Raw genomic sequence first — 19,635 nt, 5'->3', positions numbered from 1 at the left:
CCGCGCAGCCGCGTCCGCCTGACAGGCCGTCGCCGCGCGGCGGGCCGTGCTCAGCCAGGTACGGCGAGATGCGGGAACAGCTCACCGTTTGTCCCGCCCAGCCTTCCTGTGCTTTTCAACTTTCCACAGCCGCCGACGCACCGGCTGCCGAGCCGCTCGCGGACGCCGTTCGACCAGCCCGGCACCTACTCGCGCCGACCGGGCTCACTGCCCTGACCAGCCAATGTGTGCGCAATGGGTGATGTTGCGCAGACTCGGGGAAGAAGTTGCGGCAGCCGATGGGAGGGTGTCGTGGAGGGTGGAGATCTGGAACTGGGTGAGTTGCTGGCCGCCGCGGAGGCGGCCCCGCCCGGAGAGTCCGTCGATGTGATAGCGCACGATCTGCAGAAGCGGCTCGGCGCGGAGCGGGTGTCCTTCCTGTTCGTCGACCTCATCGGTCAGCGGCTGGTACGGCTCGCCGCGGCCGACGACGACGTCGCGGACCGAGCCGAGCCGATCGCTCTGCAGGGCAGCGTCTACGACAGCGTCCTGTGCAGCCAGCGCCAGCATGTGGAACCGGACGGCCAGGGCGGGCGGCGTGTCGTCACGCCGGTCACCAACCGCGGTGACTGCATCGGCGTCCTGGAGATGACCCTGCAGTCCGCCGACGACGCCGTGCTCCGGCAGGTTCGCGACGCGGCGCACGCACTGGCCTACATCATCGTCACGGACGGCCGTTTCACCGACCTCTACCACCTGGGCCGGCGCACGACCGAGACCAGCCTGGCCGCGGAGATCCAGCACCAGCTGCTTCCCCCGGCCTCCTGCTGCGAGGCGACCCAGTTCACCCTCGCAGCCGGTCTGGTCCCGGCCGACGACATCGGTGGGGACACCTACGACTACTCCCTCGACCGTGGCACCCTGCACCTGTCCATCACCGACGCCATGGGCCACGACACGAACTCAGCTCTGCTTGCCACGTTGCTGGTCGGCGCGCTGAGACGGGCACGCCGCAGCGGCTGCGACGCCCTCAAGCAAGCCGACCACGCCCACCAGGCCCTGCTGCGCCACAGCCGGGGGCTGGCCACCGGACAGCTGCTGTGCGTCGACCTCGAAACCGGCCTGTGCGAACTCGTCAACGCCGGCCATCCCTGGCCACTTCGGCTGCGCGACGGCACCGTCGAGGAGGTCGAACTCGCCGTCAACCTGCCCTTCGGTGTGGCGGCGCCCATCCCCTACCGCGTACAGGAACTGCAACTGCGTCCCGGGGACCGGCTGATTCTGGTCACCGACGGAATGCAGGACCGCGGTGCCGCAGCCGCCGATCTGGTCTCTGTCGTTCACGACACCCGAGCGCTGCATCCAAGGGAAGTCGTCCGAAGCCTGACCGCCGCGGTGCTTGACGCCTGCCATGGCAACCTCAAGGACGACGCCACGGTCCTGATACTGGACTGGCACGGCAACCAGGACCGGTCGGCGGAAACCAGGCCGGGACCGCAGCGATGAGCCGCCCGCCGTCCGGCACCGCTGCGCCCACCGCCCTCTTTACGGCGCCACCGTCCGGGACCGCCACGGGACTTGGCCGTCCGCCCCGGACTGCTGCCGCGCCGCTGCGGCCGACCGCAGCGGCGCCGCCCCAGCCTTGACGCTCGCGGACGCCACCACCGGGGGAGCGGACCAGCCACCTCGTGGGCCCATCGCGCTTGACCACGAGTCGACTTCCTTCTCCTCCTCGTGAACGAGTGGGATTCCCACGGCTCACGATGTGGCCATGAGGTACGACATGTGGGCCCACGTCTTCCCCGTGCCGCCGAACCAAGTCGTCTGGGCAAGGACGTGCCGTTGTACACAGTGTGCGACCTCCCGAGCGCTGAGCGGCAAGGTCTCCGGAGACTCCACCTCCACCTCCACCTTCACGCTCAAGCGCTGAGCCCTCCTCGGAACCAGGGCCTGTCCGGCTCGATCCGCCGGACAGGCCCTAGTGGGAGGGCTTGCGCAGGTGAAGGTGGGCGACGACCTGTTTGCCGGTGTTCAGAGCGACGGTCTGCACCTGGTCGCACAGCCTCGCGACCAGGTGCAGACCGTGTCCGCCGACGCGGCGGGCGTCGTGTGCTCGCACTTCGGGCGGGCGGGGGGAACTGTCGCTGACTGCGATGCGGAGCAGGGCGGCATCGGGCGCCACCTCCAGCGCCAGGCCGCCCGGACCGGGTGCGTGGCGCAGCGCATTGGTGACCAGCTCGCTGACGACGAGCTGGGCGTCCTGGCTCGACCGGTGGTGGGGCGCGTGGCCGGCCCGGGCCAGCAGCGCGCGTACGGCCGTACGTGCGTCAGCGATCGATGCGTCTGCAGTGTGCCAGGCGGCGCTGTATCGCAGGGGCGCTGCGGATTCCTGTTCATCCGATGCCCGGTCTTCAAGCGGGGTGACCATAGAACTCTTCCCGTGGATCGTTCCTTGTCGTTCATCACGAGTTGCCGGTATCGCAGGTCGCTTACCCGCTGTCGGCCTGTTCATGAGGCACTCAGCGGTCCTGGCTGATCGGTACGGGGCGAGTGCCGGAGACCGTGCGTTTCGTGCCCATCGAATGTCGCGTCTGCCGGGGCGAGTTGGCGGCCCGGCCCGGCGAGGGCGCTCTCCGGGTCGGCAGCGGGGGCGCGGGTGCGGCGGCAGGGAGGAGAGCGGGCCCCGGGAGACTGGCCGCATCGACACCATGCTGATCGCAGCCCGCAACCAGGCCCAAGCAGCCGAGGCGGACATCGGGCTCGCACCAGTCCCTCCCCACGCACTGTGGGCGCCCCACGCGGCAGGGACGGTGACTGCCGACGATGGAGACCTGGAGCGCACTGGGCGTGGGGTACGCGACGCAGCAGACGAGGGCCTCCCCGGATCCTTTCCGGAGAGGCCCTCGACCGGTACGACGCGTCAGTGCTTGAAGGCGTCCTTGGTCTTTTCCTTTGCCTCACGGGCGTCGCCCTTGCTCTTCTGCGCCTGCCCCTCGGCGGCCATGCGGTCGTTGCCGAGGGCGCGCCCCAGGACCTCCTTGGCCTTTCCCTCGGCCTGCTCGGTCTTTGCCTTGGCCTTTTCGCCGGCAGCCATGAAACATGCCTCCTCACGGCATTGGTGCCGCTGTCGCGGTAGAACGTAAAGCCGCGTGTGCCCTGGCCAATCCTTCACAAACAAGGAACTTCCCAGGAATGGATAGGTATTGGCAGGGCACACGGAGCCGCAGGAGGTTGATATCCATGGTTCCCCTGCTTCTTGTTCTGCTTCTCGCGGTGATCCTTTTCGGCGCGGGATTCGCCCTCAAGATTCTGTGGTGGGTGGCCGTCGCCGTGCTGGTGCTGTGGCTGCTGGGCTTCGTGATGCGCTCCACCAACACCGCCGGTGGCCGCGGCCGCTGGTACCGATGGTGACCTGACCCGCACCACACCCTCATGTAGGGCCCGGCGCAGCACTCTGATGCTGTTGGTTGATTCGGGCCCTCGCGTGACGTCGGCCTTCAAGACCCGGTTGTGGTCTTGAAGGCCGACGTTGTCGTAGGGGCGGGTGCGAATGTCGATGCAGCCGAAGGGGTCTAGCGACCACCGGGCGTGATGCGCCTGGTGACCCCCTATGACCTGGAAGCCCGCAGCGGTGCGAAGCGCGACATCAACTGGGACGGCTACAAGGTCCACATCACCGGAACGTGCGACGAAGACACTCCCCGTCCGGTCACGAGCAGGTGCACCACCGTCGCCGGCGTCGCCGACGACCGGATGGCCGCTGCGGTCCATACGGAACTGGCCCGGCGGGACTTGTCGCCAGGCGGGCACCGGGTCGATTCCGGCTATGCCAACGCCGGCTCACTCACCGCAGCCCAGCGTGATCACGGGGGCGATCTCCACGGGCCGGTGAAGGCGGTGACCGTCCCGCACGCCCGCGGCGATGCCGTGTTCGCGCAGGACGCGTTCACCATCGACTGGGACAGCGGGCAGGCAACCTGTCCGAACGGGCACACGACCACGTCGTGGCGCGTCAACCGCTCCGAGGAGGGCCTGCCCATGATCCGTGTCCGGTTCTCCCGGACCCACTGCCGGTCCTGTCTCGACCGGGCCAGATGCATCAACTCGCCCAACGGAATCCAGCGCGAGCTCAGCCTGCGGCCCCGCGAGGAATACCACGCCCTCCAGCAGGCCCGTGCTGTCCAGGCCACAGACGACTGGAAGGCTCGCTACAAGATCCGCGCCGGTGTCGAAGGCACCATCTCCCAGGCGGTCCAGGTTTGCGACCTGCGCGCATCCCGCTACCGCGGCCTGGCCAAGACCAGCCTCCAGCACCAGCTCGCCGGCGCCGCCGTCAACCTCATCCGGATCAACGCCTGGCTCACGAGCACACCACGAGCCCGCACCCGCACCAGTCCCCTGACAGCACTCCGCCCCGCCGCATAGCCACGGGGCGAAGCAACAGGCCCGAATTGACCAACAGCATCTCAGCATGACGGCCGGGCCCTACGGATGGCCCTTTCGTGGATGCGTACCGCCCCACCGGAAGACGCGTCCGCCAGGCCCGTGGGGCGACCGTCGGCAAGGGCGCGCGGTGCGGGCGTCCGGGTGTCTCCGTGAACCTGGACCTGGAGTCGCCGAGCTGGGGGCCGCACCGCCTCGCCCGGCCCTCATGGCCGTGCCCGTGCCCGTGGCCGGGGCCGTGTGCCGTGGGCACCGGGTACGGTCGGCCGGCTGCTCGGCCCACGCCAGACCGGGCACTGCGGCCGCCCACGTTTCCGCTTCGCGTTCCGGGATAGGGGATGCCATGGCCAGTACCGGAGAACCGTCCGAGCTGATTCCCCGAGTCCCCGAAGAGCCGGGCACACCGTCCGTCGAGTACCGGATCGCGCGGATACGCCGACGCCTGGAGCGCCTGATAGGGATCGCGGCGACCGAGGGCAACGCCCTCACCCCTCTGCGCAACGGTGACGAGATCTTCGCCGCGATGCTGGACGCGATCCGCCGCGCCGACCACACGGTGGACATGATGACGTTCGTGTACTGGAGGGGAGACATCGCCCGTGAGTTCGCCCAGGCGCTGGCGGAGCGGGCCCGCGCCGGTGTGCGGGTGCGGCTGCTGCTGGACGGGTTCGGAAGCCGGCTGATCGAGACCGAGCAACTGGAAACGATGGAGCAGGCCGGAGTACAAGTGGCCTGGTTCCGCAAGCCGTTGTACCTCTCACCGCTCAAACAGAACCACCGCTGTCACCGCAAGGTCCTCGTCGTCGATGAGGAGACCGCGTTCACCGGCGGGGTGGGCATCGCCCAGGAATGGTGCGGCGACGCGCGCAACGAGAACGAGTGGCGTGACACCCATGTCGAGGTCCGTGGGCCCGCGGTGGACGGCGTGGCCGCGGCCTTCGCGCAGAACTGGGCCGAATGCCATGACGAACTCTTCGACGAACGGGACCGGTTCGTCGAGCACCACCCGCAGGGCAATGCGATCGTGCAGGTGGTACGTGGATCGGCCAGCTTCGGCTGGCAGGACATGCAGACCCTGATGCGCGTCATGCTGGAATCCGCCGAGGAACGCTTCCGCCTGGCCACCGCCTACTTCTCGCCGGACGCGTACTTCGTCGACCTGCTGTGCGCCGCCGCCCGGCGCGGGGTCGGGGTGGAGATTTTGCTGCCGGGGCCGCACACCGACAAACGGGTCTGCCGGCTGGCAGGCCAGCACCACTACGAGGACCTCACCGCCTGCGGAGTGAAGATCTACCAGTACCGGCCGACGATGATGCACGCCAAGGTCATCACCGTCGACCGCGTCGCCGCGCTCATCGGATCGACCAACTTCAACCGCCGCTCCCTCGACCACGACGAGGAGATCATGCTCGCCGTCCTCGACGAGGAGTTCACCGCCACCCTCGACGAACACTTCGATGCGGACATCACGGTGAGCGAACCGATCCAGCCCGGCCGCTGGAAGAGACGCTCCGCCCTGCAGAGAGCCGGAGAAGCAGCCGTACAACCCATCCGCCGCTTCCTGTGACCTGCCGCCCACCACACCGCCGACCCCATGGGCGCCCGCACGTGCCACGCCACATCTCCCAGGACACCGGCGTCAAGCCGCACACTGCTGTGCCGTGCCGTGCCGTGCCGTGACGGTGATCGGCTCGGCACGTTCGGGTAGCCGCTCCCGTCGGGCAGGGATCGCCCGACGGTGGAATGTCCGGGCATCACGTCGTCCGGGCCGACGAGCCGGAGGACGCGCAGCACGAGTTCCGTGGGGTGCGCCGGCGATACACGGCCAGTACGGCCCGTCTTCGGCGTCGGCGTCGCTGTCGGCCCGTCGGTGTGGCGCGGCGAGGGTCCGGGTCAGCGAAACCGGTCCGCAGCGGGGCGTACGTCATGAAGTCGTCGCAGCGTATTCGCCGTGTGCCGCGGGTGAACCGACGCGCCTCACCACGGTGACTCGGCGCCGGTGAGCCGACGATAATTCGGCCGATAATTCTGCCGCGGCGGGGTATTGGGATGTGACCTGCCCCCGTTGAGAGAGAGCCGAGGATGACCGACGACGCCTACCTGTTCCTGCTCGACGACGTATCCGCTCCGCTGGGCGTGGCCCCGGCCGCCGTCGATGACCTCGCGTGCATGGAGACTCCCGCGGTACGCGCGTGGCTGGACGCTCAGGGGAGCACGCTCACGTCCCCATACCTGCGCATGCTGCCACCGGAGGAGACCGCGGCCATCCCCGAGGGGGCGGAACGGCTGCCCGTCCCGCTGAGCGACGAGGAACTGAGCAGGGTCCGCCACCTGATGGCACCGGAGCCGCTCGCCCGGGTTGAGGAGGAGTTGCTCTCCTACCGCGACTGCGCGGACGGCCGGGACGGCCTGATCGCACGCGCGCTGGCCGCCGGCGTGCCACCGCACCGCATCGTCGAACTGACCGGGGTGGATCCCGCGACGGTGACCGCTGCGGCGAGCGGCTGACAAACGGCTGCGCGCAACGCCTACGTCGACACCGTCGGCGACCTGGGCGTGGACGAGACCTGCTGGGCGTCCGGGCCCGGCCGAATCGTCCTCGGCGCAGTTGCGAGCGGGTGGCGCGCCACTGACACGTCGTCACAATGGGTGGGCAGCATCACCAAAGCCACGCACGACCAGTGGGCGCTGGCCCGCCGCTGCCGGCTGGCGCACATCCAGAACCTGGAAACAGGCGTCCGCACCATCGAGGACCGGCTGTCCCTGCCGGTCGGGCAGAAGGGGACGAAGGAGGCGCCCGGGGATTACCGGCCCCGGCGGGAATGGCATGCGAAGTCGCGGTGGCTGCGGGTGCTTCAGGACCGGTTGACTGCCGTGCGGGCCGACTTGCCTCCGGACGTTGTCGAAGACGCCGCAAGCGCGACCACTGACGCCTTGACCGCGACCACTCATGATCCCGCTACGGGCTCTTCAGGGAGTGGGAAAGGAAATGCGGACCCCGTGGCGCTTCTCCAGCTCCTCCACGGCCGGTCCCAACTTCGAGCGGAGGGCCGCGATCTCGCGGGTGTTCTCCGAGACGAACTGTTCGCGCAGCTTCTCGCGCAGTGGCTCGCGGACGGCTTCCACCGGCCGCATGCAGTCGGCGTACGCGCCGGCCAACTCGCGGTCCTCCCGTACGAAAGCGGTGGCGTCGTCGGCATACTCCGCGAGTCGGCCGTCGACCAGGGAGAAGAAGTCGTCCTCGCTGTTCACCCGCAGGTCGTACCGGTTCTCCAGACATGCCGGCACCTTGGCCAGTGCGCGCCGCACCTGCGGCCGGTTGCGCAGTGCGTCGAGCTCGTCCCACCACCTGCTCTGCAGGGGTGAGAAGAGCGCATCGAGGCTGCGGACGGCGGTGGTCCCCGCCGAGCCGCAACGGCTGACGACCGCGTCGGAATCGCCGCCGGAGCCGTCGGCGGAGGCGGCGCCGGGCTCCGCGGAGTTCCCGGTGGCCCGCAGGACGCTCGGCAGATCGGGGGCGGGGCCGCTGTTGAAGCCGTCGCGTTCCAGGAGGTCCAGGTCCGGCAGCGCACCGAGCCGGACGAACATGGGAGGCGGGCCCTGCGGTCGCGGGCGCCCGGCGTCGTGGGTGCAACGTGCGGTCACCGCCGCGCTGACGGTCTGGCCGAATGCGCCCAGACCCACAGTCAGCCGGGTGTCGGCGCCGGTCGCCGGAAGCACCATGGGCACCGGGTCCTGGGGGAGTGCGTGGGACAACCGCGTTGCCGTCGTGGTCGGACGGGCCGGGTCGGGCCGGTCGGGCGCGGGGCTCGCGGACGCGGAGCATCCGGCGATCACCGCAACGATCAGGAGCACGGCCGGCGCCAACTGCGCCGGGTGGAGGCGGTGGGGCACCGGGAAGCCTCTCTGTGACGGGAGTCGGGGCCCGGCTCGCGGCGGGCGCGGGCCCCGAGGCGCGCTGGGTCAGTGCGCGACGTCGGCGATGTCGTTGCCCGCGTTGTAGCTGCCGACGCTCATCGGTACACCGTTGTTGACGTCGGACAGCAGGACGATCCACGGGCTCTGCGTGCCGTCGTAGGCGCGGATGTAGCCGCGGGAGCCCCGGATCCAGGTTCCGGAGGAGTTGCGGTAGAAGCCCGCGTACAGGTCGCTGGTGGCCGAGCTGTTCTCGTACGCGGCCGTGAGATTGAGGTCGTTGCAGGTGCTCGTGGACGACTTGTTCACGACGGTGCCAGGGCCCCGGTAGCCGGTGCGGAGTTCCGCTCTGGCACACGCCTGGGGCGCGGCCTCGGCGGCCGGGGCCAGGACGACCAGCGATGTGGTGACGACAGCCGAGGCCGCCAGCGCGGACCAGGTCTTCTTCATGGATGGTTCCCCCTTCGGGCTGCGGACGGACTGGTTGGTGTCCGCCCGTCGCCTCGCATACTGGCAGCGGCGCGGTGGCGTGGTCTTGAAGGAATGCGCACTGACGGCCAGTTCCTGAACGGGCTCCTCGGCTGGATCCTGAGCCGGCCGGTCAGTGCTCCAGCAGCACGCTCGTCAGGTGCCCGGGGATGCGCTCGACGACGCGGTGCTCGGCGATCGCCTGCAGGAACTGGCGTGGCCTGAGGGATGTCATCGCCTTGAACTCCCGGCTCAGATGCGCCTGGTCGGAGAAGCCGACGGCTGCCGCGGTCTCACACGGACTGCGGCCGGCGGCCAGTGCGCGCAGAGCGTGGTTGAGGCGCACGATCCGCCCGACGATCTTCGGGGACACACCGATCTGTTCGCGGAAGCGTTTCTCCAGCTGTCTGCGCCCCCAGCCCACCGAATCGGCCAGTACGTCGGTCGTGACGATGCCCCGTCGTGCGCCCACCTCGTGCCAGGCCTGTGCGACGCGGGGCGAGCAGGGCTTGCCGGCGGCCCTCCACGCGGTGAGGGCCGCGTCCACCAGAGCGAAGCGCCGTGGCCAGTCCGGCGCCGTGGCCAGCGCGTCCGCGAGCGTGTCGAGCCGGCGCCCCAGCACGTCCTCGGCCGCCAGATGGCGGCCGGCCAGCTCGTGCATCGCCGCACCCAGCAACGAGTACGCGGCCCAGGGCGTCATCACGATCTCCATGCCGGACAGCCGGCCCTGGTGCCCGCCGGTACCGGCGGATGCATGCACGCCGGTGAGGACCGCGCTGTACACGGCGGGGCCATGGCCCCGCGCGTTGTCCAGCGAGAGTTTCTCGTCGAACCCGACCACGAGTGTCACGGTCCCGCTGGGCAGTTCCAGCCGCCGCCGAGGACGGCTGAATCGCGCGCGAAAGCCGTGATAGCGCAGTACACCGGGTCGCAGACACTCCGTCGGTCGTCCGGCCACACTCTCCCAAGTACCGTCCGGGCATGCTGAATCGGGCATGAGGGTCCCCCTGTGGTCGGTGGGTCAGTCCGACGGGCCGCCGCGCAGCCCGGAGGCATGTTGGCACCCGGCGGGACGGGACTCGCCGGGCCCGATCGGAACCGGACAGGTCACCGGGGCGCTGGTGAACCAGAGGGCTTCCTGAAAAGGGTGTGTCCCGCGTCGAGCTTCCGGCCCTATGCCAACTCCTGTGACGGTTGTGGCAGATGGGGCTGGACGGGAGGGAGTTCCAGCCAGCGTACGGATGTCCGGGAGGCCTTCGCTTCGCCGTCGTCCCGCGGGCGGCGGCCGGCGGGTGCGCCGCGCAGTAGAGCCGATGTCCGGGGGAGTCGGACGACGGGAAGGCGCAGGCCGCGAAGAGCAGCTCCGCCTGGCGGAGCTGATCGACGAGCGTCACCCGTCGCGGTGGATGCTCACGCAAGCACTTCTCCCGGGCCGTCCGTGCTGTAACGCGCACCGGGAAATGGCGCACCGGTACACGTACGTCTCCCACGCATCGGGCATACGTGAACGGCTCGGCTCGGCTCGGCTCAGGCCGAGCCGTTCACGGTGTCTTCCGGCCAGGTCGCGTCGCCTGGCGTGCATGCCGCATCGGAGGGAGGAGGGTGGCCGCGAGTGTCAGGCGCCGGCTCGGACGAAGCGGAGTGTCGCCGTGATCGTGGCCAGGCCGCGCATCATGCCCAACTGGTTCCAGCCGATGCCGAACTGCTCACGGTCCACGGTGAACTCGGCTTCCAGCGTGAGAGCTTCGGGGGTCGCCTCCTTCAGGTGCGCGGTGAGGGAGCGTGACCTGCTGATGCCGCGGACGGTCAGCTGGCCGACGACCTGCACCGTGTCGGTGTCCCGGAGTTCGGCGCTGCGCACCGCGAAGGTGATCTCAGGGTGGTGCTCGACATCGAAGAAGTCGGCGGACCGCAGGTGTTCGTCGCGCTTGGCGCTCTTGGTGTCCAGGGAGGCGGCGTCGAGGGCCACGGCACCGACGGCGGACCCGTCGGGCCGGACCTCGCCCTGGCCACGGACGGTGCCGAAGGCGCCCTTCACGGTGACGAGGCCCCACATGGTCCTGTGCTGCAGGGAGACGGTCGAGGCGGTGGTGTCGAGCTGCCACAGTCCGGTGTCCACGGCGACGGTCATGGTCTTTCTCCAGTCGGTCAGTCGGTCAGTCGGTCAGGTCATCCAAATTTGTATGACTGACGCTAGCCCGTTATCCGAATTTGAACAACCTCGTTCTCCAAAATTGGACAACAGTTACACTTGGCCCATGGCCGACCTCGACAAGCACCCTGCTCGCCTGTCCGAATGCCCGTCCGCGCAGGGGGACGGCCTGCTTCCCGCCGAGCTGCACGCCTGGATGCTTCTGCTGGCCGCGACGGGTGCGGTGGAGCAGCGGCTGCGCGCGGTCGTGAAGGATCGGCTCGGCGTCTCCCACGACGAGTTCCTGATCCTGTGTCTGCTGGCCGCGCAGCCCGAGGAGGGCCTGCGCATGACCCGTATCGCCGAGCTCCTGGGCCGCCCCAAGACCCGGCTCACCTACCAGATCGCCTGCCTCAACCACTCCGACCTCATCACCCGCGAGTCGGTGTGCGGAGACAAGCGCGGCATCCAGGTGGCCCTCACCGACAAGGCGCGGCGCCTGCTGAAGGATGCCTCCGACCCGCTCGCCGGGACGGTCACCGACGCGCTCGGTCAGTTCATGGGTCCCGCCCAGCGGGAAGCCCTGCGCGGACTGCTGCCGGATCTCGTCGAAGCGCGTTCCACCGAGCCGCCCGGCCACGAGCCCGCGTGACCTGTGCCGGCCACCTGGTGCACGAGTCGCGGCCGTAGTCCGGGTGGGGCCCCATCGGCCAGGGCGGGACCGTCGCCCGGCCGGGCCGTCGTCGACCGACCGGCACAGGCCGCCCGGGGTGCGGTCACATGGAGAGAGCGTGACGGGGCACTCGTGTCCTCCCGACCAGTCAAGGGAGTCGACTCGTGATCGTTGCCGCAGTTGTCGGAGTGTGTGTGGTCCTGGCCGTGCTGGCCTTCTTCGTCCCGCGTCTGTCCCGTCATCCCGAGCGCGGCACGCAGCGTTCGCTCGGCGCCGGATCGAGGGCCGGTGGCAAGGCGCCCGGTGTCCTGGGCCGGCTTCTCAGCAAGCCGTTCCGGACGAGCTCCCGTGCCGTGTCCCGCAGCGGATCGGCCGGCCGCCGCACCCGTGGCCGCATGCCCTTCTGATCCTCCGGACGGTCATGCCGACCGGTGTGCCCGCCCGGGGCATGTGAGGTCTCCCCACATCCACCGTTGGCGCCGGCGTCTGTCCTGGACAGACGAGGGGCACCCACACCAATACTGGGTACACGGGCTCACGCGAGAGTGGTGCGATGAACGCTGAACAGGCCGACAAGCTGCTGGACGGGCTGACCGTTGACACCAGCCGGCAGGAGCGGCCGATCCTGCTGGACGGGACGGGCCGCCCCCTCAAGACCTGGCGCGAGAACCATCCGTACGGCCGCAAGGTCGGCCGTACGGAGTACGAGCGGCGCAAGCGCGTCCTGCAGATCGAGCTGCTCAAGCTCCAGCGGTGGGTCAGGGACACCGGCGCGCGCGTGATCGTCGTGTGCGAAGGGCGCGACGCGGCGGGCAAGGGCGGCACGATCCAACGCCTCACCGAGCGGCTCAACCCCCGCGGCGCACGCGTGGTGGCCCTGGACAGGCCCACCGAGCGGGAGACGGGGCAGTGGTACTTCCAGCGGTACATCGCGCACCTGCCCACGGCGGGGGAGATCGTCTTCTTCGACCGTTCCTGGTACAACCGGGCCGGCGTGGAGCGCGTGATGGGCTACTGCTCGAAGGACCAGTACGAGCTGTTCCTCGAACAGTGCCCGGCCTTCGAGCGGATGCTCGTCGACGACGGCATCCTGCTGGTCAAGTTCTGGTTCTCCGTGTCCCGCGCCGAGCAGCGCACCCGTTTCGCCATCCGGCAGGTCGACCCGGTGCGTCAGTGGAAACTCTCTCCCACCGACGTGGCCTCGCTGGACCGGTGGGACGACTACACGGAGGCCAAGGTCGACATGTTCCGGGCCACCGACACCGAAGGCGCGCCCTGGACCGTCGTCAAGAGCAACGACAAACGTCGCGCCCGGCTGGAGACCATGCGCAGTCTGTTGTCGCGCATCGACTACACCAGCAAGGATCCCGAGGCGGTCGGTACCCCCGACCCGCTCATCGTCGGCGCCGCCAACACCCTCCTGGAACCCGGGGAGGAGGACACCACCCTTTCGCCGACTCCTCTGTCCCACCGCACCAGCGGGCCCGGCAGCCACCCTGAATCCACCTGACGGCGACTGTCGCACTCGTTCGGCTGTACGGTTCTCCCGGCGGCAAGATCACGTTCCTCGTCCGGCCGTAGGAACGACAGGAGGAGACGTTCGCGATGGGGACCGTCGTGCACGTCCCGCAGACGCGGGACATGATCGGGGACGAGCTTTCCGGAGACGAGGCGCTCAACGCGCTGAGGCACTACGGAGGCCGCCGACTGCTCCTCGACGCGTTCGCCCGGTTCCGCTACGCCGACGGCTTCACCAACTCTCGTTCGCTCGCGTTCCAAGTGGTCGTGGGCCTGGTGCCGTTCACCATCGCGCTGGTCGGCGTGGCCACCACCGTGCACACGGAGAGCGTGGGGCGGATCATCGAACTCACCCTGGGCCAGATCGTGCCGGGCGCCAGCGCGAGTCTGGTCGAGGACGCTCTGGACGCCACCGCGCGCAGCGCCGGTTCCGGAGTCTGGAACGCCGTCGCCATGTGGCTGGGACTGGCCTTCGCCGTCCTCAACCTCGCCTCGGCGATGGGCCAGGTCGAGCGAGGCGCCAACCGCATCTACGGCATCGAACGCGACCGGCCGTTCCTGACCAAGTACGGGCGGTCCCTGCTCCTCGCCCTCGCAGCGGGCATGCCGATGGTCCTGGGGTTCCTCGTGCTCGTCGCGGGGGATGCCATCGGGAACGCGGTGGTGGAGGCCCTCGACTGGCCCCGGGAGCTGCTCGACTGGTGGAGGCCCCTCGAAGTGCCACTGGGAGTGGCGCTCGCCTGGGTCGCGTCGGCGGTGATCTTCCGCCGGGCCCCACGCAGGGACCAGCCGGGCTACACATGGCTCGCGTTCGGCTCGGCGGTCCACCTGGTGCTGTGGGTCACGGCCACGTGGCTGCTGGCGTTCTACGTTGCCAAGAGCGGATCGTTCGGCGCCGTCTACGGACCGCTGACGGCGTTCGTCGCCCTGCTGCTGTGGGCCAACCTGACCGGTGTGGCGCTGTTCCTGGGCATCGCGTTCGCCGCTCAGCTCGAAGCGGCGCGGGCCGGAATCACTGAGGCCGTGCAGCCGGATCCAGGGCCGGGGCCGTGACCCCGGCCCTGGGATGTGCTCTGCGGGCGATGCGGCATCGTGCGGTCGAGTCGGGGCTGCCGCTCCGAAGCGCTGTTGGGCCACCGTGGATTTTCTCCGCCGCCATTCGCCGGACATGGACCGCCCGCGCCCGCTGACGCCGCACCTCAGCCGCGCGGCAGGCAGTCCTTGCGTCCCTTCGTGAACTGGCGCACCGGGTCGCCGGTGTAGGACCACGGGGTGCGGGTGGCGTGCTGTCCGATGATGTTGAAGAGTGATCCGGCGATGTCCGTCAGGCCTGCCGAACAGGCCGCGTGCGTCAGGTAGTTGAGGTCGCGTATCTCTCCGGGGGGAGGGGGGCCCTCCGCGCGCCCGGTGATCCAGCGCTGCCAGGTGCGCCGTACGTCGGCGGCGGCGCCGTCGTGGCTCCAGTGCTGTCCCATGCCGACACCGGCGGGCCGCACCCGGCTCTCCTCCTGGAGGGTGCGGTACTCCTCGACCCGGGCGTACTGCACCAGTACCGGCAGCGGAGACCCGGCCGGGGCCACACCGGCCGCGTCCCGTGCGAAGTCGTACATCAGGCCGTGCGAGCCGTGCCAGCGCGACGAGTAGTAGTGCAGCACCTGGAGGTGGCCCTCCACGCTGAACGGGTCGCGGTCGTACAACTCGTCCCACCAGCGGGCCAGTTCCTGGCGGCGCACCCCGCCACCGTAGAGCCGGGCCACGGAGATCAGGGAGATCCAGGGCGTCGGGTCGTCGGGGTACGCCTCGGCGGCCTCGAAGCAGGCCACCGCCGCGCTATCGATGCGCCGCGGATCGATGGGTACGCCCCGGCCCGCGGTGATGGCCAGGTTGAAGGCCCGCGCCGTCTCGGTGGCGGCCCGCAGCGTCAGGGCGTCGGCGCTGCGGGGCTCGGCGGCGAGCCAGGACTCCACGGTCGAACTGCCCGCACACGCCTGCGCGAGCATCCGGACCCGGTGGCCGCGGGCGACCCACGCCGGGCCGGTCCTGCGCAGCAGGTCCCGGGGGCCCTGCCAGCGGCCGATGACGATGTCCTGCCGGGCCGAGGTGAGGGGCGCGTCACCGCAGTCGGAGTCGAAATCGGGAGTGAATCGTTCTCGCGCCATCGGGTCCCTCTCAGAAGTCGGTCGGGAGACCCTCATGGGCATGGGACCGTCCGGCCTCCGCCGCGGCCGCCGCGGCGTCGCCTGCGGCGGCATCCGTCTCGACGGCCTCGGCGGCGTCGAGCGGAGCGGGCCGGTAGTACTCGCTGCCCTTACGCCAGTACCAGAGCATCGGAATCACACCGACCGCGAGGCCGCCGAGTCCGATCGTCACGGACGCACTGCTCAGCTCTCCCAGCGACTCGACGAGCACCCAGAACATGAACAGGGCGCCGAACAGTGGCCACAGCCCGCCGAAGACGAAGTTCGACACGGACTTCAGCAGCATTCTGCGGTAGGCGACGACCACCGCGAGGCCGGCCAGTCCGTAGTAGACGGCGATCTGCAGACCGATCGCGGAGATGGCGTCGGCGAGGATCTCGCCGACCGAGCCGAGGGCGTTGGAGGCCACGAACATCACCAGCGCCACACCACCCACCACGGCGATGGCCACGTAGGGGGTGTTCCAGGTGCGGTGGACGCGGCCGAGGGCCTCGGGCATCGTGCGGTCGCGGCCCATCGCGAACAGGGAGCGGGTGACCTGGATGAGGGTGGTCTCCAGGGTGGCGATGGTGGACAGCATCACGGCGACGATGAGCAGCTTGCCGCCCAGGCCGGGCCATACCTCCTCGCCGAGTACCGCCAGGACGTTGGCGTCGTTCTCCTGGATCTGGGTGTCGGTGAGGATGACGTTGACCGCGATGGTGAAGACCTCGAACAGCAGGAAGACGATGCCGACGCCGATCAGGCCGGCGAGACCGGTGGTGCGGCGGCTGTCGCGGGTCTCCTCGCTGAGATTGCTCGTGACGTCCCAGCCCCAGTAGTAGAAGGCGGCGATCAACGCACCGGATGCGAAGCCGCTCACCCCGTCGAACTGACCGAAGCCCAGCCAGGACCATTCGAAGGACCGGGCGCTGTCGCCGTGGAGCAGCGCGAGCACGGCGAACAGGGCCAGGATGACGAGCTCCACGCCCGACATGAGGAGCTGGGCGCGGACGGTGAGGCGGGCGCCGCCGAGGACGACGAACAGCATGACCAGGAACCAGAAGGCGCCGACCGCCGTGGCCAGCGCCGTGTTGTCGGCCAGGTCCGCGTCGAAGAGGGACAGTGTCATCGCGCCCGCGGGCAGCGAGCCGGCCACCATGAAGATGGTCGCGGAGATCACCAGGGCCCAGCCGCTGAGGAATCCGAGGAAGGGGTGGAGTGTGCGGCCCACCCAGGAGTAGCTGGCCCCCGCGTTGACGTCGATGCGGCTGAGGTAACTGAAGGCCAGGGCTATGCCCAGCATGGGTATCGCGCAGTACAGCAACGCGGCGGGGCTCGCGAGGCCGACCGCACCGACGAGGACGGCGGTGGTCGCGGCGATCGAATAGGCGGGCGCGCTGCCTGCCACCGCCATGACCACCGTGTCGAACGTGCCGAGGACATTGGCCTGCAGCCCTCGGCCCCTGTTGTTGCTCATCGATGCGCTGCCTTTGTGAGGGCACGACGGGCGGACGCCATGGGCCGCCGGCGTGGAGGACGTGGGGGTGACGCTGCCTCGGGCCCGGAGGGGGAGGGCTACGGGCCCGGGGTGGAAATGGAGGAGCGCATCGTGCGCCGGCAAGCGGCGACGAATGATCACACCGTGTGCGAGAGATGATCACACCGTGTGTGCGAGTGATGATATCCGCGTTGTTTGATGGTTCAAGATTGACTGGTGGGTAATGTTCTGAGTTGGTGAAGATTTCACTGTCCCGGCCGTGGGCCGCCCGCCGCGCGGTCGGCTGGTCATGACGGCCTCGCACATGGTGCGCGCAGGGCACCCACACCCGCCTCCGGACGGGCGGCCGCAGTGTCGGCACGCGCATCGCATGAGCAGGTGGACCGACCGGCGACGGGCTGGGCGGCCAGGCCACCTGCTTCGTGCGGCGATGGTTGGGGGTGAGAGGTACGAAGGTCCTCGGGGAAAGGTGTCCCGAGGTGCTGTCAGGTCGTCTGCGGGGCTGGTTCCCTCAACTGAGCTGCCGGACGACCGCTTCCGCGACTGCCTTGGCGCTGCCGGGGTTCTGCCCGGTGATCAGCCGGGTGTCCTCGACAACATAGGTGGCGAAGGGCTTGTCGGCGATGCTGTAGACCGCTCCGAGTTCCTTGAGCCGCTCCTCAAGGCTGTAGGGAACGGCCTCCGCCCGCTGAGCCAGTTCCTCCTCGCGCCAGGAGAAACCGGTGACATTCTTGCCCTTCACCAGGGGATCGCCGTTGGTCAGCGTGACATCGAGCAGGCCGCACGGCCCGTGGCAGACGGCCGACACGATCCGCCCACTCTCGTAGAACCGTGCGATGAGGGTCTCCAGGGCCTCGCTCTGGTGGAAGTCGAACATCACGCCGTGGCCTCCGGTGAGGTAAATGGCGTCGTAGTCATCGACCTCGACCTGCGCCACACCGATGGTCTGCCGCAGCTTGTCCATGAACTCGCGGTCGGCGTACCGCTTGTCGGTGCCGAGGTCACCGAGGACGTTGTGGGCGAGGCTCTCCGGGTCGATCGGTACGGGACCGCCGTCGATGCTCGCGATGGTGAGCTCGAAGCCGGCCGCTTCGGCGACGTCGTAGAAGTGGGTCAGTTCGCCCAGCCACAGGCCGGTGCGGAAACCGACGGTCTGGTATTCGCCGGCGCTGGTGACGATGACAAGAATGCGGTTCGTGCGGGACATGTGTGTCCTTCTGTAAGGGGCTTGTGACGGGCGCTGCGCGAGCCGATCCCGCTGCTCGTCTCTGCCCGGATTCGTCCATCTGTCGTGGGGTCAGCGAAAATCCATCCTCTCACCGGCTACTCGATGAAGACGCCTGCGGAGATGCCGTTTCCGCTGTGCAATCGCAGTGGAAACGGCCGTGACGAAGCGGGTGATCGGGAAAGCGGCAGCAGATGAAGAACGGGAGCCCTGTCGTGAAGCGTACGAACGACAGGCTTTCCACGCCTGTGCCATATGCGTCAGCAGGACTCTTCTTGAGAGTTGTTTCCGAACCGGTGCGGCGGTTGAATTCAGCGGCCGACCGCAGCGTCGACTGCGGCTTTACGACAGCCGACAGCCGACGGGCGTATGCGTGAGTGGACGGGAAGTGCGCCCAGGTCGCAGCGGAGTGCCCCGACAACCCCGGTGGAGCGTGAAGCGCGTTACGTCACCGCGCTGAGTGTGTCCGCGAGGCGGTGACGGGAGGCGCGGGCCGCGGGGAGAGCCGCGAGAGTCAGGGCGCCGAGTACCGAGGCCGCCCCCAAGGCGGACAGTGCCAGGGGGGAGGGGCCGTGCGCGATGCCGGCCCCGATGCCGCTCGACCGGCCCTGGGCGTCGATCAGCCAGTGTGCGAGGGGGACGCCCAGTGCGAGGGCGACCGCGATCGCGGCCAGGGCGGTACAACCCGTGGCCGTGACGGTGATCGCGGTGATCTGGCGCGGCGACAGTCCGATCGCCTTGAGCGCCAGCAGATCCCGTTCGCCCTCGCGCAGGGTGCCGCCGATGACGGTCAGCAGCTCCACCAGCCCGATGAGCGCGAGAATGCCCAGCAGACCGACGACGACACCGCGCAGCGGCGACAGTCCGTCGGCGGGGTTCGTCACGGCGTGCACGTCCAGCTGCCCTCGGCCCGCGGCGCTGGTCAGGTCGGCGGCGACCCGGTGCGGATCCGCGTCGGCACGCAGAAGGACCTGGTAGAGCGTGGGCCGGAGTTCGGGGTCGTTCTCCTGGAGGGTGTCGAGCGAGGTGGAGACGACGCGGCCGGCGTTCTCCGGTTCGATGCTGCGGCCCACGATGTGCAGGATCTGGGGACGTCCGCCCACCGTCATACGCACCCAGTCGCCGACCCGCACGTCCAGCAGGTCGAGGAGTCCCTGCCCGGCCACCGCCTCGTCAGGTCCCCCGGCGGGGCGGCCCTCAGCGAGCGTGTAGGGGTAGGGATCCTCGTCGGTGCCGAGGCCGCGCAGCGCGATCGTGGCCGTCTGGCCCGGTACGAGGGCCGCCACCTCCAGCCCCGGATAGGCCGCGGTGACCTCGGGACTGCGCGCCAGGAGGGCCCGCGTCGCCGAGACGCTCAGGCCGTCGTCGGCGCGCACGGTGAGCGCGGCGGCCAGGCCCACCTGCTCCGGTCGGCTGTGGAAGCGGTCGATGGTCGTCCACGCGCTCATCGCCATCACGATCAGCGTCAGCGGCAGGGCGAGGCGGGCGATCGTGGCCAGGGTGCGCGGTCGGCGCGTGAAGGCCCTGTGCCAGCCGAGGACCAGCGCGGGCGGCACCCGCAGGCCGAGAGCCCGGCGCGCCATCCCGGACAGACGCCCGCCGGCC

At 69.6% G+C, this 19,635-nt stretch carries 19 protein-coding genes and 1 pseudogene; 10 read left to right on the top strand and 10 right to left on the bottom strand.

Annotated features, from left to right (window positions below):
• Positions 1-291 precede the first annotated feature (291 nt).
• Entirely contained in the window at positions 292-1,485 is a 1,194-nt protein-coding gene (locus AWZ10_RS39870) for a PP2C family protein-serine/threonine phosphatase (protein WP_046702610.1), read from the top strand.
• A gap of 472 nt (positions 1,486-1,957) precedes the next feature.
• Here AWZ10_RS39870 and AWZ10_RS39865 read toward each other — a convergent pair whose 3' ends face one another.
• Positions 1,958-2,407, bottom strand: a complete 450-nt coding sequence (locus AWZ10_RS39865) for an ATP-binding protein (protein ID WP_046702611.1) — start codon at positions 2,405-2,407, stop codon at positions 1,958-1,960.
• Between the two features lie 492 nt (positions 2,408-2,899).
• Positions 2,900-3,073, bottom strand: a complete 174-nt coding sequence (locus tag AWZ10_RS49155) for a CsbD family protein (RefSeq protein ID WP_078935109.1) — start codon at positions 3,071-3,073, stop codon at positions 2,900-2,902.
• Positions 3,074-3,219: 146 nt separating this feature from the next.
• On the opposite strand from AWZ10_RS49155, the gene AWZ10_RS39860 reads away from it, so the two are divergent.
• The 5 genes and pseudogenes from AWZ10_RS39860 to AWZ10_RS54575 form a co-directional block, all read left to right on the top strand.
• A complete protein-coding gene (locus AWZ10_RS39860; protein ID WP_037697218.1) occupies positions 3,220-3,390 on the top strand; it encodes a hypothetical protein in 171 nt (56 codons plus the stop codon).
• 180 nt (positions 3,391-3,570) lie between these two features.
• Entirely contained in the window at positions 3,571-4,404 is an 834-nt protein-coding gene (locus AWZ10_RS39855) for a transposase (protein ID WP_052769454.1), read from the top strand.
• Between the two features lie 361 nt (positions 4,405-4,765).
• Positions 4,766-5,989: a phospholipase D-like domain-containing protein gene (locus AWZ10_RS39850; protein ID WP_060893506.1), complete on the top strand. Its 1,224-nt coding sequence runs from the start codon at positions 4,766-4,768 to the stop codon at positions 5,987-5,989.
• A 515-nt stretch (positions 5,990-6,504) separates the two neighbouring features.
• Positions 6,505-6,930 carry a DUF6003 family protein gene (locus tag AWZ10_RS39845; protein WP_046702613.1) on the top strand — a complete coding sequence of 142 codons (426 nt, stop codon included), beginning with the start codon at positions 6,505-6,507 and terminating at the stop codon, positions 6,928-6,930.
• Between the two features lie 126 nt (positions 6,931-7,056).
• A pseudogene (locus tag AWZ10_RS54575) lies at positions 7,057-7,308 on the top strand (IS200/IS605 family accessory protein TnpB-related protein); the annotation flags it as partial.
• Between the two features lie 84 nt (positions 7,309-7,392).
• On the opposite strand, the gene AWZ10_RS51965 reads toward AWZ10_RS54575, so the two are convergent.
• The 4 genes from AWZ10_RS51965 to AWZ10_RS39825 all read right to left on the bottom strand — a co-directional run bounded on the left by AWZ10_RS51965 (position 7,393) and on the right by AWZ10_RS39825 (position 10,936).
• Positions 7,393-8,316 (bottom strand): hypothetical protein, encoded by a 924-nt coding sequence (locus tag AWZ10_RS51965; protein ID WP_159058533.1) that lies wholly within the window; start codon positions 8,314-8,316, stop codon positions 7,393-7,395.
• A gap of 69 nt (positions 8,317-8,385) precedes the next feature.
• Complete coding sequence (locus tag AWZ10_RS39835) at positions 8,386-8,787, bottom strand: hypothetical protein (protein ID WP_046702615.1); 402 nt, start codon at positions 8,785-8,787, stop codon at positions 8,386-8,388.
• A 151-nt stretch (positions 8,788-8,938) separates the two neighbouring features.
• Positions 8,939-9,646 (bottom strand): AraC family transcriptional regulator, encoded by a 708-nt coding sequence (locus tag AWZ10_RS39830; protein ID WP_159014910.1) that lies wholly within the window; start codon positions 9,644-9,646, stop codon positions 8,939-8,941.
• Positions 9,647-10,420: 774 nt separating this feature from the next.
• Positions 10,421-10,936, bottom strand: a complete 516-nt coding sequence (locus tag AWZ10_RS39825; protein WP_046702616.1) for a YceI family protein — start codon at positions 10,934-10,936, stop codon at positions 10,421-10,423.
• 127 nt (positions 10,937-11,063) lie between these two features.
• Between AWZ10_RS39825 and AWZ10_RS39820 the strand changes: the two genes are divergently transcribed.
• The 4 genes from AWZ10_RS39820 (at position 11,064) to AWZ10_RS39805 (ending at position 14,180) form a co-directional block, all read left to right on the top strand.
• The gene (locus AWZ10_RS39820) at positions 11,064-11,588 is read left to right on the top strand and encodes a MarR family winged helix-turn-helix transcriptional regulator (protein ID WP_060893504.1); all 525 of its coding nucleotides are present in this window, start codon (positions 11,064-11,066) and stop codon (positions 11,586-11,588) included.
• Positions 11,589-11,773: 185 nt separating this feature from the next.
• On the top strand, positions 11,774-12,016 hold the full coding sequence (locus AWZ10_RS39815) for a DUF6411 family protein (RefSeq protein ID WP_046702618.1): 243 nt from the start codon (positions 11,774-11,776) through the stop codon (positions 12,014-12,016).
• Between the two features lie 146 nt (positions 12,017-12,162).
• The gene (gene ppk2, locus AWZ10_RS39810) at positions 12,163-13,119 is read left to right on the top strand and encodes a polyphosphate kinase 2 (protein ID WP_046702619.1); all 957 of its coding nucleotides are present in this window, start codon (positions 12,163-12,165) and stop codon (positions 13,117-13,119) included.
• Positions 13,120-13,214: 95 nt separating this feature from the next.
• Positions 13,215-14,180, top strand: coding sequence for a YihY/virulence factor BrkB family protein (locus AWZ10_RS39805; RefSeq protein ID WP_060893503.1), 966 nt, complete (start codon positions 13,215-13,217; stop codon positions 14,178-14,180).
• Between the two features lie 146 nt (positions 14,181-14,326).
• On the opposite strand, the gene AWZ10_RS39800 is transcribed toward AWZ10_RS39805, so the two are convergent.
• The 4 genes from AWZ10_RS39800 to AWZ10_RS39785 all read right to left on the bottom strand — a co-directional run.
• Positions 14,327-15,286: a hypothetical protein gene (locus tag AWZ10_RS39800; RefSeq protein WP_046702621.1), complete on the bottom strand. Its 960-nt coding sequence runs from the start codon at positions 15,284-15,286 to the stop codon at positions 14,327-14,329.
• A 10-nt stretch (positions 15,287-15,296) separates the two neighbouring features.
• Positions 15,297-16,784 carry an APC family permease gene (locus AWZ10_RS39795; RefSeq protein WP_060893502.1) on the bottom strand — a complete coding sequence of 496 codons (1,488 nt, stop codon included), beginning with the start codon at positions 16,782-16,784 and terminating at the stop codon, positions 15,297-15,299.
• A gap of 532 nt (positions 16,785-17,316) precedes the next feature.
• A complete protein-coding gene (locus tag AWZ10_RS39790) occupies positions 17,317-18,012 on the bottom strand; it encodes a type 1 glutamine amidotransferase domain-containing protein (protein ID WP_046702623.1) in 696 nt (231 codons plus the stop codon).
• A gap of 461 nt (positions 18,013-18,473) precedes the next feature.
• Positions 18,474-19,635, bottom strand: a 1,162-nt coding sequence (locus AWZ10_RS39785; protein ID WP_341846115.1) for an FtsX-like permease family protein, incomplete at its 5' end; no start/stop codon positions are given.

Source organism: Streptomyces europaeiscabiei, from assembly GCF_001550375.1.
Lineage (GTDB): Bacteria > Actinomycetota > Actinomycetes > Streptomycetales > Streptomycetaceae > Streptomyces > Streptomyces europaeiscabiei.
This window is presented reverse-complemented; position numbering and strand designations above follow the sequence as displayed.

What these genes read in the sequence shown, in the direction of transcription:
- AWZ10_RS39865 (WP_046702611.1), bottom strand. Translation starts at nt 2,407, where the DNA reads ATGGTCACCCCGCTTGAAGACCGGGCATCGGATGAACAGGAATCCGCA.
- AWZ10_RS49155 (WP_078935109.1), bottom strand. Translation starts at nt 3,073, where the DNA reads ATGGCTGCCGGCGAAAAGGCCAAGGCAAAGACCGAGCAGGCCGAGGGA.
- AWZ10_RS39860 (WP_037697218.1), top strand. Translation starts at nt 3,220, where the DNA reads ATGGTTCCCCTGCTTCTTGTTCTGCTTCTCGCGGTGATCCTTTTCGGC.
- AWZ10_RS39855 (WP_052769454.1), top strand. Translation starts at nt 3,571, where the DNA reads ATGCGCCTGGTGACCCCCTATGACCTGGAAGCCCGCAGCGGTGCGAAG.
- AWZ10_RS39850 (WP_060893506.1), top strand. Translation starts at nt 4,766, where the DNA reads ATGGCCAGTACCGGAGAACCGTCCGAGCTGATTCCCCGAGTCCCCGAA.
- AWZ10_RS39845 (WP_046702613.1), top strand. Translation starts at nt 6,505, where the DNA reads ATGACCGACGACGCCTACCTGTTCCTGCTCGACGACGTATCCGCTCCG.
- AWZ10_RS39835 (WP_046702615.1), bottom strand. Translation starts at nt 8,787, where the DNA reads ATGAAGAAGACCTGGTCCGCGCTGGCGGCCTCGGCTGTCGTCACCACA.
- AWZ10_RS39825 (WP_046702616.1), bottom strand. Translation starts at nt 10,936, where the DNA reads ATGACCGTCGCCGTGGACACCGGACTGTGGCAGCTCGACACCACCGCC.
- AWZ10_RS39820 (WP_060893504.1), top strand. Translation starts at nt 11,064, where the DNA reads ATGGCCGACCTCGACAAGCACCCTGCTCGCCTGTCCGAATGCCCGTCC.
- ppk2 (WP_046702619.1), top strand. Translation starts at nt 12,163, where the DNA reads ATGAACGCTGAACAGGCCGACAAGCTGCTGGACGGGCTGACCGTTGAC.
- AWZ10_RS39805 (WP_060893503.1), top strand. Translation starts at nt 13,215, where the DNA reads ATGGGGACCGTCGTGCACGTCCCGCAGACGCGGGACATGATCGGGGAC.
- AWZ10_RS39800 (WP_046702621.1), bottom strand. Translation starts at nt 15,286, where the DNA reads ATGGCGCGAGAACGATTCACTCCCGATTTCGACTCCGACTGCGGTGAC.
- AWZ10_RS39795 (WP_060893502.1), bottom strand. Translation starts at nt 16,784, where the DNA reads ATGAGCAACAACAGGGGCCGAGGGCTGCAGGCCAATGTCCTCGGCACG.
- AWZ10_RS39790 (WP_046702623.1), bottom strand. Translation starts at nt 18,012, where the DNA reads ATGTCCCGCACGAACCGCATTCTTGTCATCGTCACCAGCGCCGGCGAA.